This is a genomic window from Nocardia sp. CS682 (genome assembly GCF_004634405.1).
Taxonomy (GTDB): domain Bacteria; phylum Actinomycetota; class Actinomycetes; order Mycobacteriales; family Mycobacteriaceae; genus Nocardia; species Nocardia ninae.
Genome location: NZ_CP029710.1, coordinates 7,457,231 through 7,475,058, shown reverse-complemented (window position 1 = coordinate 7,475,058; position 17,828 = coordinate 7,457,231). Strand labels below are relative to the sequence as shown.

Below are 17,828 nucleotides of genomic sequence, written 5' to 3'. Positions count from 1 at the left end.
ACAGAACTGTCATGTCTGGGTCGGACGGCCGTGGTCGGCCGTCGATTCGTGCGCCCCTCAACGGAGCCAAGTGGTAAGGAACTGGTGCAGCGTCATACTCGGCTGCGGTACGTAGGGTTGATTCCCATTGCGCGGATCGGCGGATTTCGTGGCACGGTCGAGCAGCACGCCGGTGTTGTGGATGGTGTTCTTCACCGCGCTGGTGGTGGATAGCCCGTCGATGCCGAGATCTTTCGCCACACCATGGATCGCGGCATCGATACTGTGCGGCCCGGGGCCATCGTCTTCGGCGGGCTCGGGAGCCGATTCGGGTGTCACCGAATGCAAGGTGAGGCCACCGCCGAAGGCGAGGGTGCCGACCGAGGCATGACCGTAGAAGCCGTACTCCCGCATGTCGCTCAGGTTCAGGAAGGAGCCTGCTCCGCCTTTCGTGCCGCCCGGGCCGGGCACCGCGAATTCGGTGAGGGCGATCTGCTCGATCTCGGTATGCCAGTCACGCATGTAGAGATACGACTCGACGCCGCCGACGGCATCCCCTTCGACCGTGCCGATTTCCTTCTCCGGCCCGGCGGCGAGCAGACCGGCGAAGTAGAAGCCCTTGTTCAGGTCGTAGCCGAAGAGCGTCAGGCCCTCCCCGACCAGACCGTGCCCGGCGGCCGGCCCCGCGAAAATATAGACACCAGTGAATGCGGGCCCGACGGCCGAATCGGTGATTTCGCGTTCCTCGCTCGCCGCGGCGGTCGGCCCGGCGGGGTGGGCGGCGTCCCAAACCCCGCTCAGCACATCGACACTCAGCGGCCCCGGCGCTGCGCGCCGGAAGTCGCGCCATGAGGCGTAGTTCGACGGGTTGCCGCGATCGGAGTCGGAGGCATGCTGCGCGGGCGCCGGATGCGCTGCGGCCCAGGCGTTCTGCAGACCTTGCTCGGTCCACGGGCCGAACGCGCTGCTCCGAAACTGTTCGAAGGTCCGGTAGTTCGCTGGATCATTGGCGTTCTGATCACTTGTTCCGTTCTCACGTGACTGAGTACCCGCCGGATCCATCAATCGGATGGGGTTGTTTCGCACGTAGGCGTAGAGATTCGGGCCATCCACGAATCCCGCTGGGTCGCAGCTGATCCAGCGACCGAGCCAGCGGGCGCAATATCGAGCACCGTGGTAATAAAATCCGGTTTCGGTGTCCTTTTCCTTGCCGGTGAAGCGGTAACGCTTGAGGCTTACCTGGGCAGCACCGGTGGCGGACCGGTAGGAGGTGGTGCCGAAGGGGTGGAATTCCTCGTAGGAGAGGACGGCGGCGGTATCGCTCAGTTCGATTGTGGCGGAACCGAGATGGTCGGCCAGTTGGTAGCGGTGCACCGGGCGGGGATTCGGAACGGGGAGACGATTGTCGATGGTGGTTGTCTCGATCAGGGCAACGCGGCGGGTGCCGTCGAGGATGTGCAGGGACTCCCTGCGGGTGCGGACGGTGCCCGCAGTGACACGCTGGTATATCTCGCTGTTGCCCAGATAGATTCGGGTGTCAGTGGTGCCGTTGGTGCGTACCGTCGCGCGCACGCGCTGGCCGGTGGAGTCGTATTGGTAGTAGGCGTCGCCACCGCCGCCCAGATCGGCGTGGACCAGACGGTTGTCGGGGTCCCAATCGATGGTGGGCAGGTGCGGCATCGAGGTGGTGTTGCCGTTGGCGTCGTAGGTGTAGATCGCGGCGAGGCGATCATCCGGGTCGCCGGGAGTATCGCTGGCCGATAAGCGATTGCTGTCGACGGCCGTCGAATGACGGCGGCGCCAACCGCCGTCGGCTGCGGTATGGGTGACTGTGCTGATGTTGCCGCTCTTGTCGTAGGTGTATGTCTCGGTGTATGCGCGCATCGCGCTGCTGTCATTGGCGTGCGGGATCGGCGCGATCGCGGATTCGCCAGGTCCCGGTGGGGTGGTCTGGCCGATGTGTTCGCGGCCGGTTGCCGTGGCGAGCCGGTAGCTCGGGTCGTAGGTGAACGTTCGGGCGGCGCCGACAGCGGCATTCGCGAAGAAGACCGTCGGCTGCGCGGGATCGGCTGCGACACTGACGTTCCCGGACGGGTCGTAGGTGTAGCGCAGTGCTTGCAAGGCCGGGCCGTTGTTCGTGCGGGTGTCCACGGCGGCGAGCCGGAAGGTGTCGGGTTCGTAGGCGTAGCGGGTCTCGGTGCCGCAGCCCGAGGTGACCAGCGATCGTTGGCCGCGCGCGTTGTACTCGACGCCGGTGATGAACGCCGTCCACTCGGTGCTACCGCGGAGCCGGGATTCGAGGCGCTCCAACAGGTTCGCTTCGTTGTAAGTGGGCTTGGTCTCGCTGCCGTCGGGCGTACCGAGCAGGGTCGGCCGGTTCAGCGCGTCGTAGTCGGTGGTGCTGCGGTAGACCGTCGGCTCGAGTAGCCGCGTCGCCGCACGCAGCGCCTGCTCCGGGTCCGTGATGTCGGACAGGATCGACCAATCCGGTTCGGTGAGCGGGTCCGCCGCCAGCCGGCGCTCGCCGGCCAGCAGATTGCCCTTGAAGTCGACCTGGGCGGTGCGCACCACGCCTGCGCCGTCGAAGATGAGGTACGGGCGGGAGCGCAGGTTGTCGTCGGCGCCATGGTCGAGGGCGTCACCGTAGTACCCGCGCGACCGCAGGCGCTCCCCAGCACCGGCGGTGGTGGCGTATGAGTGGGTGGGACGGCGCAATTCGTCGTAGCGGTAGCGCTGGACCGTCCCACGGCCGTCCCACGAGCGTGCGGGTTGTCCGGTGACATCGACCAGCAACCACCGCTCGCCCGCATCCCGGCTTCGGGTATGCGCCGGCCGCCCGAGCATGTCGAACTGCTGCTCCAGCACCGGTATCTCGCGCGGATCGAGGGTGGCCAGCTCATGCCCCTGCACGTCGTGGATGACGGTGGTGGTCAACTTCTCGGCGCCGTTGTCGACGATGTCGATGTGCGCCCGGCCGAGGCTGTCGAGCTCGGTGGTGCCGTACGTACCCGCGTGCGGCAGTGTGGCTTTCGCGGACAAATTGCGCGGATCATTGGTGGGTAAGGTGATTCTGTCCGCGTACCAACGACTTTCGAGCACGGTGTCGTTGCGGTCCCACTCATGTTGTGCCCAGGCGTCGAAGGTGACCCGGCTGAGGGTGCCATCGGGGAAATCGGTGCGGATGAGCCTGCCGAGCGGGTCGTAGGTGAGGATCGAGGACACTCCGTGCCGCACCACGTCCGGTTCGGTGTCGAACTCCGCGTCGGGGGCGAAGTACGGTTCGTACTTCTTGATCGGGTTGCCTTTGTTGTCGTAGATCGTCCGGCCGGTGCCCACCCAGCGGGGCGCGCGATCGGCGCCCGGTTCCGCCGGTACCTTCGCCAGGATGACCCGGCCGCTGCCGTCGATGTAGGTCAGCGACTCCCGCACCCGGCTGTTCACCACCCGGTGCCGCTCACGCGCGAAGGTGTGCAGTCGCACCGGACGCGCGGTCAGGTCGTAGGTCAACCAGGTGGTGGGTCGATCGTTGTCGGAGGGTTCGGGGGTGGCCAGGTCGAGAACATCACCCTCAGCCCTGCCGTCCTTGCCGAGCACCGCGGTGGCGATCACCAAGCCGAGCGGGTCGAAACGGACGGCGGTGCGATTGGCATTCGGGTCGGTGAGCAGCCACGGCTGTAGCACGCGATAGTTGATCGAGGCGGTGACCACGTTGCCGACCGGATCGGTGATCCCGTTCTGCCTCAGGAGGTGGCGTTCATAGGCGATCTGCCAGGTCGCCCCGAAAGCGTCGCGGTAAGAGACCGGCAGGTAGAAACGTGCCGGATCGAACGTCTGCCTGCCCGACGGCAGCCACCAGACACCCTCGCGCAGCAGATATCCGGCCTCGGTGAGCATCTCGTCGGTGACCTTGGTGCCGTACAGCCTCGCCACCTGCCCGGCCGCGAACACCTGGCGGTAGGAGCGCCACGGCAGGGCGGGTACGGCGAGATGACCGAGCGGCAGTTCGGTGGACGCATCGGCGGCGGCATAGGTCTGCTGGGTTCGCGAGATCAGCCTGCGCTCTTCGCGCGCGCCGGAAAGCTCTTCCTGATAAGGGATTTCGTGGTGGGCGGCGCGCAGCAATCCGGCCCGTAGCTCGGTCTCGGTGAAGATTCGGCCTGCGCGCGACAGCCCGCCGACCTCGTATTCGCGACCTTCGATCGCGATGCCGACCCGCCAGCGGTCCTCGGCGGTCACATCGTTGCGCACCTCATGTTCGCTGACTGTCACGTGCAGCAGCCCCTGCGCGGTGGCCTCGGGGCGACGGCGCGGGTAGGCGATCCGCGCCGCGCGCAACACATTCCCCCACTCGTCGACGTCCAAAGTGACCGTGTGCCCGATCCGTGGATCTTCGGCCAGCCGTTCGGTGTGCACGGTCAACGTCTCACCCGGATCTACGGCGATCACGCAGTACGGCGCCGATCCGCGCGGCTGCAGCAGGCGCGGCCGATAATTCGATTCGGTCACCGAGTACGGCTCGCCGAGTTCGCCATGGCCGTCCTCGGCGTAAACCTCTTCCCGTAGGACGTGACCGCGCAACGCGCGCGCCGCTTCGCGCTCCTCCTCGGGCGTCAGCCCTGCGGGCAACAGCGTGTCGGTCAGATCCAAATCCTTGTCGTAGCTACGGTATTCGGTGGCGAACTGGGTGGAGAGCCGGGCACCGTCGCGGTACCAGCCGGTGTGTTGCCAGCGTTTGACGACCGCAGGCGGCTGGTACATCCGGTCATCCGCCCCGGCGAACGACAGCGCGTCCCGCTGTTCGACGTAGCCGAAACCACGGAACTCGCGCTCGACGCCGTCGTAGTAGCCGTGGCGGTAGCGGTAGGTCGCGACCAGCGTGGTATCGGCGATCTCGTCGCGCGTCCAGACCGCCGACACCACCTGCACCGGGAAAGGCAACCGGGTCGCCCATGGGTCGTTCGCCGCCTGATCGGCCAGGTAGTACGTCGTTGACGACTCGTAGGAGATGGTGGTGCGCAGGCCACGGTTGTTGTCGACCGCCGACAGCAGGTGCGGCTTGCCCGCCGCCATGAGGTCGAGGTAGCGGACCTGCGGGTCGAAGTCCGGTCGCGGCTCGGCCACCACCAGACAGGCGGTGCCCTTGCCGAGCAGATCCGTCACCGTGGTGGTGCTTGCCACATCCGGGACGCCGAAGCCGGTGATCGCCTCGGCGGCACTCCAGGAGTTGCCGGACTCGTTGAACCACAACGAGATCCGATCCGGACCCAGGTAGATCAGGTCCGTCGGCGCGCTCCCGTCGAGGTCGGCGAGCCGAATCCGGCGCTGGTCGAACCGATCCGGATTATCGAACACCGGCGCACCGGCCATCGGCACCTTCGGGCCGAACCGGCCGTAGCCCAGGTTAGGCCAGTAGGCGATCTCGCCGTTGCGGATACGGACCAGATCGGTGAGCCCGTCGCCGGTCATATCCGCCAGGTAGACACTCTGCTCGGGGTCGGCGAACACCAGACGCGGCCCATGTTCCTCGGTGTCCGCGTTCGACGTTCGGCTCGCTTCGCCGAAACCGGCGAAGCCTGCCGAGGGGTGCCAGGTGAAACCCTCGCTCTCGGTGAGCAGCACATCCGCGAGCCCGTCACCGCTCAGATCGACGAACCGCAGGTTCGGGTCAGCCCACGACACCACCGGCAACGAGCCGAAGACGGCGAAATCGGTCCAGCCGCCGACAGCGGTGCGCCGATGGAAACCCGCTGCCACACCGGCGAAGTCGGCCAATGCCTGGGTGCCGTCGCCCGCCAGATCCAGCAGCTGCCGCCCACTCGCCAGGCTCGCGCCGACCGGCAGCGGGTCGACGGCCCGCGACGCGGCGACGGACCCGCCGCCCCGGTTGGCGCGGTAGTACCAGGCGCCGCCCTCCTCGGCCAGTATCCCGGGGAGGCCTTCGCCGTCCAGATCGATCCAGCGGTAGCCGTCGTCCAGCCGCGGCGGCGCGGCGCCATCTGCTGTCGTCAGGGGATGGATCGCGCGGGAGACGGTCCGCTCGGTGTACTCGAAACTCAACGGCGGCAAATCGTTACGTACGTACCCTCCATCGACCCGCAGATAGCCCGCCTGGGTCGCCTCGGTCAGCTTCGTCGCCGCCGGATCGGGCAGATAGCCCAGGTTCGTCGCGGACACCAGCACCGGCTCGGCAGCGAGTTCGGCGATCCGGTGAAACATCAGGATTCGGTCGCACAACCGATACGTGCGTACCTCGAAGCCGGATCGTCTGGTAGAGAACGGATCCCGTCGCACCTTCCACGGCGCGACACCATCGGGGGTCGGCGCCGCGGCGTCGTGCTCGCCGTAGTCGAGCACCACCTCGAAGCAGAAGTCCGACTGTCCAGGTGTCGAATTGCCGTACCGGACCCGCTTGAGGTAGCGGTTGACCACGGTGTCGCGATTGCGCTCGCACGGCGCACCCAGGTCCACCCCTGCCCGGTCCTCCGGCTTGTACTCATAGCGGACCAGATTCCCGCGATCATCGGCGGTCTCCTCCAGCAGCCACTGGAAGACCCGGCCCGGGTCGGCCGGGTCGGCGATGCGGGCCGCGCCGTTGCGGCCGAACACACTGGTGACGTTCGCCGTTGAAGTCACCCGCCAATGCGTGTCCCCCGAGTTTCGGTCGCACCATCGCTCGATCCTCGAATACAACCCTTCGGTCCGCGGCCGATAGGCGACCACGTCGAAGCCGCTTTCGCTGCGCCGCGCCGGAAACACCGCGGGCACCAGATCTTCGGCGCCGGACAGCTGGAACACATCGATCTCGTCCAGATAACGGGGCAACCCCTTGTCGGTCTTGCGCGAGATCGACGGCACATCCATCGACCAACCGAGGCCGAACGGCCCGTTGCCCGCCCCGGAGTCGTAACCGAGATTCAGCTGTGGCGTCATCTCGGCCCGACCCGGGGTGAGCGGCACCGGTACCGTCACCCCCGCGGTGCCGGTCACCGGGTTGGTCGCGAACTTCTCCCCCATGCCGCGGATCGCACCCCCCGCCTTGGGCAACGACAGCGACGGTTGATCACGCTGCGGTGCCGCGCCGGACTCGCGAGCGCCCGCGGTGGCGGACGACGGCGGCGAGCCCGGGTCGGGTCGACGATCGGGCTCGGTCCGGGTTTCCGGGACAGGCTGTGGCATGAGTGGGCTCGTCCTTGTCGATAGGGGGACTGCGGGCGCGACTTATTTCCGGGGGCTTTGCAGTGCGTCCTCCACTGCCGCGAGGGCGTCGACCGGGGTGCGGTTCTGGCCCTTCTCGTTCTGGCCGAGCTGGGGCCAGCCGAAGCCTTGCGGGCCGTGCAGCTGGGTCCAGATCTCGCGGGTCTTGTCCAGCAGCTCGCGCTGTTCCATTTCGTTCAATGCGGACATGAATTCCTCCTCTATTCCGACGCCGCACGCCGCGGCGAAGTCCTGGGGCGACATTTCGTAGGCGATGTTCATGTCGCAGTCGCCGAACGGCGGGCAGCCCTCGGGCAGGCCACCGCCGAAGCCCTGACCGTCGGTGTATTGGTGGGCGAGCTGCCCTGGCAGATTCGGATTGCGGCCGTAGCCCGCGCCGATCATGCGTACACCTTCCGGGCGGTCGGCCCACATATCGAAGAAGTCGCCGCGATTCGCGTAGGCGATCACCCGCCGCCGGTCGCCGAGCCAATCGACCAGATTCCAGTACGACGCGTTGATGCCGCCGGAGTGGTCGCCACCGGGATTACCGCCCGATTCGAGGTCGATCATGCTGATCATCCGCGGGTGCGGGCCGCCCATTCGCGCGACCATGTCGCGGTGCGTTTCGACGGTCTCCAGCCAGTTCGGCCGCCAGTAGAAGTACACGATGAAGCACGCCAGGCGTCCCGAATCGACTGCCCGGCAAGCCCATTCGTAGTTGGCGGCGAAGTTGGCGTCGCGGAAGTCGCCGTCGTTGGATCGGAAGCTGAGTATCGCGTGCGGATAGGAATCGTCCACCGGGACCTGAAAATATGACACGTCCGCGAAAAAAGTGTCGACCATTGGATCTCCCTCGATTTCGTCTGCCCGAAATTTCCCCCGAGTGGTCGTCGCACCGCCGATCACCCCGCATCTCGACGCCGTGAGACGTCGATGAAACGTGAGTGAAGGGCGCGGACCGGAGACTCTTCCCTGTAGCAAGAACCGCCGGTGCCCGTTCAGCGCGACGGAGCCAATGCTGTAGCTGGACGGCGGGCCGGGGTAGTTGTCGGTCTGATGAGCGAACCGAGCGTTCCATTTGTCGGACCGCGAACGATATGAAGCACGTGCTCGGTTCGTTGCAGTATCTGCACGGGAGGACAGAGAGTGAACGAAGCGACGATGGAAAAGGCGGCCTTGGGGGGCCGTGGTGTGCTCGAGGGGGCATTCGCCCTGCTCGAAGCACTCGCGCACGGGGAAGAGCTCGGCTTGACCCAGCTCGCGTCGGCGGCAGGACTACCGAAGGCAACCGCCTATCGGTTACTCAATCAATTGGTCGCGGAAGGAGCAGTGCAGCGCCGCAGCGGGCGCTATCAGATCGGACCCCGGGTGTTTCGGCTCGGACAGACCTGGCAACCGGCGCGGTTGCTGCGAGCTGCCTCGGCCCGGCCGCTCGGGCAACTGACGGCGACATCGGATCGGGGCGGCTTCAGCCTCTCGGTGACCGACCGGGGGCACACGATGCTGATCGGCGGCATCGGGCGCGAGATCGATGCGGTCTTCCCGCTGCGGGCGGGGACGTTGCTGCCCTCGGGCACCGCCGCCGAACAGGTGCTGGCCATCGGTCATCCGAATCACCAACCACCCGAAGGGTTTTCGCCCCGCGAGTGGAGCCGTCAGGTCACCCTGGCGCGGGAGCGCGGACTCGCCTACGACACCGACCTGAGCCGATTCGGGCTGGCCTGCGTCGCGGCGCCGGTGCGCGGTCCGGGCGGCGAGGTGGTCGCCGCGCTGGCGGCGACGGTGGGCGAGCTGAACCGGCTGCCCGCGCTGGCCGAGGCGGTGGTGCGCACGGCAGGGCTGGTGAGCGCCAATCTCACGAGGCTGCTGCGGTCGCAGGGGGTCATGTCGCTCTGAGAGCGGGAGTCGTGGGGGTGCCGCCCAGGCAGTGGGGCGGCACCCCGACGGCTCGCACCTAACTCATCGCGTGTGAAACGCCACCACACCAAACTTGGGTGATGGCGCGGGTGGCGTGGATGTCGGACAGCGGGTCGCCGTCGAGCAGCACGAGATCGGCGCGCATGCCCGGTGCGATGGTGCCGCGGTCGGGCAGGCCGAAGTGGGCGGCGGGCGCCGTGGTCGCGGCGCGCAGCGCCTCGGCCGGGGGCAGGCCCGCGGTGACGAGCAGCTCCAGCTCGCGGTGCAGCGAGTCGCCGTGCGCGGGCTGGAAGGGCACGCCGGGTTCGGCGTTGGCGTCGCTGCCCGCGAGGACGGGCACACCGGCGGCGTGTAGCGTCGCGACGCTGGCGAGGCAGTCGGCGAAACCGAGGATGCCCAAAGTTGTTGCCACGCCCTGCATCATGACGAGGGTGGGCGCGGCGACGCGGCCCTGCTCCGCCATCCGGCGCACGGAGTCCGCGGGCAGCTGGCCGTCCATCGGGACGTGGGTGATGATGTCGCCGCCGACGTCCAGCGCCAGCGCGTAGGCGCCCAAAGATGCTGCGTGGATGACGATTCGGAGGTCCTTGGCCCGCGCCGCGTTGACCACTGCTTTGGCGGAGGCTTCGTCCGGGCCGCCCTCCCCCGGCGCTTCCAACACCAATTTGATGTAGTCCGACCCTGCCGCGGCACGCTCGGCGACCATCGCCTCGGCCGCCTCCGGACCGTGGATGACCGCGTGCTCGGCCATGCCGGGGATACGGGCGTGCGTACCGCCCGGACCGATGATCGGCGTTCCCGCACTGCGAATGTCGGTGGTGCCCGGCTGGTTACGCAGCGCCGCGAGGTGCTCGGGCGGCCAGGTGGTCATGTCCAGCGCCGTGGTGACGCCGTGCGCGACGAGCTGGTCGAGCGATTCCGGGCCGTGTAGGTGCACGTGGGCGTCGATGAGTCCGGGTAGCAGGATCGCGCCGTGACCGTCGATACTCTCGGCGCCCCCGGCATCGGTGCCGATCACCGCGCCGTCGATCACCACCGTGGTCGGCTCGGTCAGCTCCGCGCCATCGAAGACACGGACGTTGCGCAGAGCGGTCTTGCCGATCGCTGGGGAGTCGACGGTCACGCAAACCTCCGGTGCGGTAGTCGTGCAGCGGCGAGGGGTGCGACCGCTCCGCTACGGAACGTTAGTAGCCGCCAGTGGATTTGTCCGCACACGAAGTGGTAACGCAGTGTTCTTGCAGAGGCACCGTTTGGTCTCGCACATGGGGTGGCCGAGCAGCGAATACTGTGCGCGCTGCGCGCCTGACGTCAGCGGGCGGGATGAGACAGTGGTCCTACAGACCTCGGGAAAGCTACGCATATGCTCAGCTGGTGAACTACTGCCCATCGAGGGTGGCATCCGAAGTGTGACGCACAACACTGACGGGGTGATTATGACCGGGGACACGAGCGTTGCACTGCAAGCCGCCATCTTGCCGGGACTCGATACCGGCATTGCGGTACCGACTTATGACCGGTCCGGAATCACCACCGGCATAGTGCATTTCGGTGTCGGCGGGTTTCACCGCGCGCATCAGGCGATGTATATCGACCGGCTGCTCGAACGCGGCGAGGCGCGCGAGTGGGGCATCTGCGGCGTGGGCGTGCTGCCCGGTGACCGCCGGATGCGCGATGCGCTGACGGCGCAGGACGGGCTGTACACGCTGTCGGTGCTGGCCCCGGACGGCAGCTGGAACACACGAGTGATCGGCTCGATCGTCGAGTACCTGTACGCGCCCGACGATCCCGAGGCGGTGCTCGCGAAGCTGGCCGACCCGGCCACCCGGATCGTCTCGCTCACGGTCACCGAGGGTGGCTACCACTACTCGGCGACCACCGGCGCGTTCGACGCCGAAGATCCGGATATTCGAGCCGATCTCGCGCCAGATGCGGTGCCCGCCACCCTCTTCGGTCTGATCGTCGAGGGGCTGGCCCGGCGCAGAGCACGGAATATCGCACCGTTCACCGTGCTGTCGTGCGACAACATCGAGGGCAACGGGCACGTCGCGCGCACTACGTTCAGCGCGTTCGCCGCGCTGCGCGACCGCGAGTTCGGCGACTGGGTGGCGCGGGAGGTGCGCTTCCCGAACTCGATGGTCGACCGGATCACCCCGGCCACCCCGCCCGAGGCGGCGGCCCAGGTCGCACGCCGCTACGGGGTGGTGGACCGGTGGCCGGTGGTGACGGAGCCGTTCACGCAGTGGGTGCTGGAGGATTCGTTCACGCTCGGGCGACCCGATTACGGTGCGGTCGGCGTGCAGTTGGTCGAGGATGTCGCGCCCTACGAGTTGATGAAGCTGCGGCTGTTGAACGCGAGCCATCAGGCGCTGGCGTACTTCGGATATCTCACCGGTTATCGGCTGGTGCACGACGCGGCCCAGGATCCGGCGTTTCGCCGATTCCTCCTGCGCTACATGAACATCGAGGCGACACCGACCTTGCGACCGGTGCCCGGGGTCGATCTGGACCAGTACAAGCAGACGTTGCTCGAGCGGTTCGCCAATCCGGCGATCGGCGACACCGTGGCGCGGCTCTGTGCGGAGTCCTCGGATCGGATACCGAAGTGGGTGCTGCCGGTGGTGCGGAAGCGGCTGGCCGAGCACGGCGAGATCACCTGTGCGGCGGCGATTGTCGCGAGCTGGGCGCGCTATGCGGAGGGCGTCGACGAACACGGCGAGCCGATCGAGATCGTGGACCGGCTGCGCGATCGGCTGATCCCGCTGGCTCGCCGCCAGCGCGACGATCGCACCGCATTCCTCAGGGACCGTTCGGTTTTCGGCGATCTGATCGACGAACCACGGTTCGTGAGCGCCTATGTGGCGGCGCTGGATTCGCTGTACGCCAAGGGTGCCCGGGCTACCGTCGCGGAGCTGGCCGGGCCCGCCTGAGCTAGATGGGCAGGACCCGGGTCACCGCGTGGGTGTCGTCGCCGACGGCGAACCAGATGTCGAGGACCGAGCCCGCCCGGTGGGCGACGAGTTCGACGAGATCACCGGACCGCAGCGGCTTGGCGTACTCGATGATCGCGCGGTGCGCACCCGACTTCAGGTCATCGTGATCGGCCAGGACCTCTTCGACGCCGCTCAGGTAGACCGAGTTGTTGACGTGGTCGAGCATGTCGATATCGGTGATGCGCAGCGGGAACGGGCGCACCTGCACGCCGGTGGTTTCGGCGGCGGGCGCCGGGTCGGTGAGGGCGGCTTTCCAACGCAGGCGGTGTTCGGTGGTGCTGGCCAGCATCGGCTCCATGAAGCGGTCGCTCATCCGGGCGGGCACGCCGGATTCGGTGCCGAAGTGGATCAGGAAGGCTTCGGTCTCCACCAGGCCACCACTGCTGCCACAGATCTGCACGCGCATATTGCACCACCGGTTGGACAGGCCGGAGCACCAACGGCGCAGGGTGACCCGCTCGCCGAACTGGATCGGCTTGAGGACATCGATCACCGTGCGGCGCACCACCCAGCCGCGGTGGCTGTCGCCGTCCTCGACGGCGTCGAGGTGCTCGAAGCCGATGTCCTGCAGGTAGCGGGCGATGGCGTCGAGCCGCAGGCGTTGATCGCCGTCGGTATCGGCGAGACGTACCGGCCACCCCGTTTCGAACGGGGTTCCGGCGGGCGGACGTTCCGGCAGCACGCTGGGAATGACCATGGTCGGATAATGCCAGGTCATGGTCGCCGGGCGCGCGTCGGCACGGTCAGCGCGTCGCGCATCTCACACAATCGGCTTGTTGTTGATCGGTCGATCGGGCGGCTCAGTGGCGCCCGGAGTTGACCTTGACACGGTGTCAGGTCGTTGGGTGGACGCATGCATCCATACATCGGTTCAGGTCCTTACTGCTACAGCAATTCGCTGGCCATGCTGCTCGGTCCGCACGCGCCGGCGACCGGGGTGATCGAGACGTTGACCGGGTCGCCGTTCGGCTTCCAACTGGAGAACGGCTCGACGCCGTTCTTCGATCCGGTCGGTTGGCATCCGGAGATCGGGTTGGCCGCCGCTATCGAGTCGCTCGGGTGGTCGTGTGTACGCAGCGACGGCGGGTCCGACGCGGCGGCGCTCGACCGGCTGCGGGCGGCCTGCGCGCAGGGGCCCGCGCTGGCCGGGCCGCTGGAGATGGGTCTGCTGACTTATCGTCCGGCTGCCGGAATCGCTATCGGCGCAGACCATTACGTGGTGGTGCTCGCGGTCGAGGGTGACACCGTGTTGCTGCATGATCCGCAGGGAAACCCGTTCGCGACGCTGCCGACCGGGGCGTTCCTCGAGGCCTGGCGTGGCGAGAAGGTGACCTATATCGACACGCCGTTCGTCCTGCGCTCGGGATTCGTGCGGGAGCGAGTCGTCTCCCCCATCGATGCGCTGGAATCCGCTATGCCCCAAGCCATCCGGTCGCTCGAAGACTCTTCCGCCGTGGTCGAGAAATTTGCCGAGGTAGTCGCGCGGGGTCTGGACCCGGAGATCCGAAACCTCATGGCCATCTTCAGCATTCGAGTCGGCACCCGCCGGCTGCTGGATGCTTCGGTGAACTTGACCATGCTCGGCCGCACCGAGGCCGCCGCCCTGGCCGCCGCCCAATCACGCATCGTCGGCAGCCTGCAATATCCCCTGGTCACCGGCGACGATGCGGCACTGATCGCCATCCTGCGCACGCTCGGGCCCGGCTACGACCGCCTGCGCGCCGCGCTCGTCGGCTGAGCCGGCCGCGCTGGCAAAGAGCCCCGAGAGCAGATCGCGCTCTCGGGGCTCGGTTCGCGAACTGCCTACCGCTTCTTGGAAGTCCGCTCACGCTTCTCCCGGACACGCACCGAGATGCGTACCGGGGAACCGTCGAAGTTGAACTCCTCACGCAGCCGGCGTTCCAGGAAGCGGCGGTAGCCTGCCTCGAGGAAGCCGGTGGTGAACAGGACGAACGTCGGCGGGCGGGTCGTCGCCTGGGTGGCGAACAGAATGCGAGGCAGGCGGCCGCCGCGCATCGGGGGCGGGGTCGCCGCGACGACTTCCTTGAGCCAGGTGTTCAGGCGGCCGGTGGAGATGCGCTTGTCCCACGACTCGAGCGCGGTCTCCATGGCGGGCACCAGCTTCTGCACGGCGCGGCCGGTGTGCGCGGAGATGTTGACCCGCTGGGCCCACGGCACCCGGACCAGGTCGCGGTCGACCTCACGGTCCAGTTGCAGGCGGCGGTCCTCGTCGACGAGATCCCACTTGTTGAACGCCAGCACGAGCGCGCGACCGGAGTCGGCGACCATGCTGATCACCCGCAGGTCCTGCTCGGTGATCGGCTCGGAGGCGTCGATCAGCATGATCGCGACCTCGGAGGCCTCCAGTGCCGCCTTGGTGCGCAGCGAGGCGTAGAACTCGGTGCCGTTGGCGTGCGAGACCTTACGGCGCAGGCCTGCCGTGTCGACGAACTTCCAGACCTTGCCGCCCAATTCGACGAGCGAGTCGACCGGGTCGACGGTGGTGCCCGCGACATCGTGCACCACCGAGCGCTCGTCGTCGGCCAGCTTGTTCAACAGGCTGGACTTGCCGACATTGGGCTTGCCGACCAGCGCGACCCGGCGCGGGCCGACCCCGCCGGTGCCTTCGCGCGGGGTTTCCGGCAGCACCGCGAGCACGTCGTCGAGCAGATCGCCGGTGCCGCGACCGTGCGCGGCGCTGACCATCCTCGGCTCGCCGAGTCCGAGCGACCACAGCGCGGCAGCCTCGGACTCGACCTTCTGGTCGTCGACCTTGTTGGCCACCAGGATGACCGGAATCTTGCTGCGGCGCAGCATCTTCACCGCGGCCTCGTCGGTGGCGGTGGCGCCGACCACGGCGTCGACGACGAGCAGGATCGCGTCGGCGGTCTGCATGGCGACCTCGGCCTGGCGGGCCACCGACTGCTGCAAACCCTTGGCGTCGGGCTCCCAGCCGCCGGTGTCCTGCACCAGGAAGCGGCGCCCGGACCAGTTGGCCTCGTAGGAGATTCGGTCCCTGGTGACACCGGGGACGTCTTCGACAACGGCCTCGCGGCGACCGAGGATACGGTTCACCAGGGTCGATTTGCCCACGTTCGGTCGGCCGACGACCGCGAGCGTCGGCATGGCCAGCAGTTCTTCGCCGGCCAGCTCACCATCGAGATCGGTGAGCTCCCAGTCGGTTTCGTCACTCCAGATGCCGTCGCCGGCCATCACGTCTTCGGTCACTGGGAACCTCCCGTCCTGGTCTTCGAGATCTGCTGCGCGACAACGCGGTACAGCTCGTCGATGACCTCATCCATGTTCAGGTCGCTGGTGTCGACCAGCACCGCGTCGTCGGCCGGACGCAGTGGGGACACCTTGCGGGTGGAGTCGAGGTTGTCGCGCCGCTGCACGTCGGCGAGCACGGCCTCGTAGTCGTCGCCGCGGCCTTCGGCGATGTTCTGCTGATTGCGCCGGTGGGCGCGGGCCTCGGCCGAGGCGGTCAAGTAGATCTTGGCGTCGGCGGCAGGCAGCACGACGGTGCCGATGTCGCGTCCCTCGACCACGATTCGCTGTGCGGCCATCGTGATCTCGCGTTGCAGCGCGACGAGCAGATCACGGACCTCCGGCACGGCCGACACCGCGGAGACGGCCTTGGTGACGGCGTCGCCGCGGATCTCCGAGGAGACGTCCTCACCGTCGAGCTGGATCACCTCACGGCGCGGATCGGTGCCGATGGACAGCGGCAGCTCCTTGACGGCCGCACCGATGGCGGCGGCGTCGGTGAGCTCGATGCCCGCGCGCAGCACGCGCAGGGTCGCGACCCGGTACATCGCCCCGGTGTCCAGGTAGCGGGCGCCGAGCCGGGTGGCAAGGCGGCGCGAGACGCTGGACTTGCCGGTGCCGGACGGGCCGTCCATGGCGACGACGAGCGGGCTCGTCCCCGTCAGCTGCCGTGGCGTCTCCACCGGAATCTCCACACCCATCACAACGACACCGCCTCGTAGAGTTTGCCGATTTCACCGCGGCCGAGCACGCGCAACGTGCCGGGCCGTTGGTCGCCGAGCGCGACCGGACCGATATTGGTACGCACCAGCCGGGTCACCGGATGGCCGACCGCGTCGAGCAGCCTGCGCACGATGTGCTTACGCCCCTCGTGCAACACAAGTTTCACCAGGGAACGTCCCTCGCCGATTTCGAGCACCTGGAAGCTGTCGACCTTCGCCGGGCCGTCCTCGAGCTCGATGCCGTCCTTGAGCTTCTTGCCGATCGCCTTGTGCACCTCGCCGTTCACCGTGGCGAGGTAGGTCTTGGACACCTCGTAAGAGGGGTGCATGAGCCGGTGCGCTAGATCGCCGTCATTGGTGAGCAGCAGCAAGCCCTCGGTGTCGGCGTCCAGGCGACCGACGTGGAACAGGCGCTGACCGGCCGCGACGCGCTCGGCGACGATGTCACCGACGCAGGGGCGGCCGAGATCGTCGGACATGGTGGACTGCCAGCCCTTGGGCTTGTTCAGCACGATGTGCACCAGTTCCTCGCGCACCATCACGCGGGTGCCGTCCACCCGGACCACGGCGACCTGCGGGTCGATCCGCAGGCCCTGTTCGACCACGATGGCGCCGTCGACCTCGACCCGGCCCTGGGCGATCATCTCCTCGGCGGCGCGCCGGGAGGCGACACCGGCCTTGGCGAGGACCTTCTGCAAACGCTCGCCCTCGCCCCACGGCATTTTGGTGTGGCCTTCGGCGGCCGCAGGCTCGACGTGCTGGCGCTTGGCCGGCTTGGCGTTGTTCAGCAGAGGTGCGGACTGGGTTTGGCGCTGCGGCTTGGGGTTCTTCTTCTTGCCGGTGGGCGCGGGCTGCGGAGCGCGGCGCTGCGGGATGCCGCCCTGCGCGGGGCCGCGGCCGGTGGATCCGCCGGGTGTGGTGCCGCGATAGGAGTTGCCGGACTGGGCGTTGCCGCTCTGCCCGCCTTCGGAGCGGCCACGGTAGGCGTTGCCGCCGGTGCCTGCCTCGCTGCGGTCGCGGTACGGGGTGCCGCCCTGGTTGGCGCTGCCCTCGGGGCGGCCGCGGTAAGCGTTGCCACCGGAACCGGCCTCGCTGCGGCTGCGGAAGGAGCTGCCGCCTTGCGCGGAGCTGCGGTCGTTGCGGCCTTGGTATCCGCTGCCGCCATCAGCGCGGTCACGGTAGGAGCCGCCCTGCCCGCCTTCGGTACGACCGCGATAGGCGTTGCCACCGGAACCGGCCTCGCTGCGGCCGCGGTATGTGTTGCCGCTGTCCGAGCGGTCGCGGTAACCGCCGCCACCCTGCGCGTTGCCATCCCGCGCGCCGCGGTAAGAACTGCCGCCCTGCGCGGCCCCGCGGTCGTTGCGGCCCTGGTATCCACTGCCGCCGTCAGAGCGGTCGCGGTAAGAGCCGCCTTGAGCAGCACCACGGCCTTGGTATGTGCTGCCACCGTCGGAGCGGTCACGATAAGAGCCGCCTTGGGCGGAGCCACGGTCCGTGCGGCCGCGAGAGGCGTTGCCGCCCTCGGAACGGTCGCGATAACCGCCGCCGCCCTGCGCGGAGCCGCCACGATATGCGTTGCCGCCCTGCGTGTTTCCGCGCTGCGTGCTCGACTGCGCGCCGCGGTAGCCGCCGTCGCCGCGCGATGCGCCGCGGTCGGTCCCCCCTCGAGCGCCCGCACCCCGCGCGGGGCGCTGCTGCTCGTCACTGCGTTTCCTACGATCCGGTGTGCCATCTCGGCGAGCGGAATTATTCATTT

At 68.0% G+C, this 17,828-nt stretch carries 10 protein-coding genes; 3 read left to right on the top strand and 7 right to left on the bottom strand.

From position 1 onward, the window contains the following. Positions 1-57: 57 nt before the first annotated feature. Positions 58-7,155, bottom strand: a complete 7,098-nt coding sequence (locus tag DMB37_RS33850) for a SpvB/TcaC N-terminal domain-containing protein (RefSeq protein WP_135236146.1) — start codon at positions 7,153-7,155, stop codon at positions 58-60. 42 nt (positions 7,156-7,197) lie between these two features. After that, positions 7,198-8,019 carry a hypothetical protein gene (locus DMB37_RS33845; RefSeq protein ID WP_135236145.1) on the bottom strand — a complete coding sequence of 274 codons (822 nt, stop codon included), beginning with the start codon at positions 8,017-8,019 and terminating at the stop codon, positions 7,198-7,200. 303 nt (positions 8,020-8,322) lie between these two features. Here DMB37_RS33845 and DMB37_RS33840 point away from each other — a divergent pair, with 303 nt between their 5' ends. Continuing rightward, complete coding sequence (locus DMB37_RS33840; protein WP_135236144.1) at positions 8,323-9,072, top strand: IclR family transcriptional regulator; 750 nt, start codon at positions 8,323-8,325, stop codon at positions 9,070-9,072. A gap of 58 nt (positions 9,073-9,130) precedes the next feature. Here the strand turns inward: DMB37_RS33840 and DMB37_RS33835 are convergent, their stop codons facing one another. Beyond that, positions 9,131-10,216: an amidohydrolase family protein gene (locus tag DMB37_RS33835; RefSeq protein WP_135236143.1), complete on the bottom strand. Its 1,086-nt coding sequence runs from the start codon at positions 10,214-10,216 to the stop codon at positions 9,131-9,133. A 310-nt stretch (positions 10,217-10,526) separates the two neighbouring features. Between DMB37_RS33835 and DMB37_RS33830 the strand changes: the two genes are divergently transcribed. After that, positions 10,527-12,020, top strand: a complete 1,494-nt coding sequence (locus DMB37_RS33830; protein ID WP_135236142.1) for a mannitol dehydrogenase family protein — start codon at positions 10,527-10,529, stop codon at positions 12,018-12,020. A gap of 1 nt (position 12,021) precedes the next feature. Here DMB37_RS33830 and DMB37_RS33825 read toward each other — a convergent pair whose 3' ends face one another. Further along, complete coding sequence (locus DMB37_RS33825; RefSeq protein WP_135236141.1) at positions 12,022-12,780, bottom strand: acyl-[acyl-carrier-protein] thioesterase; 759 nt, start codon at positions 12,778-12,780, stop codon at positions 12,022-12,024. 156 nt (positions 12,781-12,936) lie between these two features. Here DMB37_RS33825 and DMB37_RS33820 point away from each other — a divergent pair, with 156 nt between their 5' ends. Beyond that, positions 12,937-13,821, top strand: a complete 885-nt coding sequence (locus tag DMB37_RS33820) for a hypothetical protein (protein ID WP_135236140.1) — start codon at positions 12,937-12,939, stop codon at positions 13,819-13,821. Positions 13,822-13,886: 65 nt separating this feature from the next. Here the strand turns inward: DMB37_RS33820 and der are convergent, their stop codons facing one another. The 3 genes from der to DMB37_RS42035 are packed head-to-tail and all read right to left on the bottom strand — an operon-like array spanning position 13,887 to position 17,826. Beyond that, entirely contained in the window at positions 13,887-15,296 is a 1,410-nt protein-coding gene (der, locus tag DMB37_RS33815) for a ribosome biogenesis GTPase Der (protein WP_135237989.1), read from the bottom strand. An 11-nt stretch (positions 15,297-15,307) separates the two neighbouring features. After that, positions 15,308-16,051: a (d)CMP kinase gene (gene cmk, locus DMB37_RS33810; RefSeq protein WP_135236139.1), complete on the bottom strand. Its 744-nt coding sequence runs from the start codon at positions 16,049-16,051 to the stop codon at positions 15,308-15,310. After that, on the bottom strand, positions 16,051-17,826 hold the full coding sequence (locus tag DMB37_RS42035) for a pseudouridine synthase (protein WP_135236138.1): 1,776 nt from the start codon (positions 17,824-17,826) through the stop codon (positions 16,051-16,053). The genes cmk and DMB37_RS42035 overlap by 1 nt, the downstream gene beginning before the upstream one ends. Between the last annotated feature and the right edge of the window lie 2 nt (positions 17,827-17,828).

Bases quoted from the DNA above. Each gene is read 5' to 3' on its own strand.
- DMB37_RS33820 (WP_135236140.1), top strand. From the start codon at position 12,937: ATGCATCCATACATCGGTTCAGGTCCTTACTGCTACAGCAATTCGCTG.
- DMB37_RS33845 (WP_135236145.1), bottom strand. From the start codon at position 8,019: ATGGTCGACACTTTTTTCGCGGACGTGTCATATTTTCAGGTCCCGGTG.
- DMB37_RS33850 (WP_135236146.1), bottom strand. From the start codon at position 7,155: ATGCCACAGCCTGTCCCGGAAACCCGGACCGAGCCCGATCGTCGACCC.
- DMB37_RS42035 (WP_135236138.1), bottom strand. From the start codon at position 17,826: ATGAATAATTCCGCTCGCCGAGATGGCACACCGGATCGTAGGAAACGC.
- DMB37_RS33825 (WP_135236141.1), bottom strand. From the start codon at position 12,780: ATGGTCATTCCCAGCGTGCTGCCGGAACGTCCGCCCGCCGGAACCCCG.
- DMB37_RS33830 (WP_135236142.1), top strand. From the start codon at position 10,527: ATGACCGGGGACACGAGCGTTGCACTGCAAGCCGCCATCTTGCCGGGA.
- der (WP_135237989.1), bottom strand. From the start codon at position 15,296: ATGGCCGGCGACGGCATCTGGAGTGACGAAACCGACTGGGAGCTCACC.
- cmk (WP_135236139.1), bottom strand. From the start codon at position 16,051: ATGGGTGTGGAGATTCCGGTGGAGACGCCACGGCAGCTGACGGGGACG.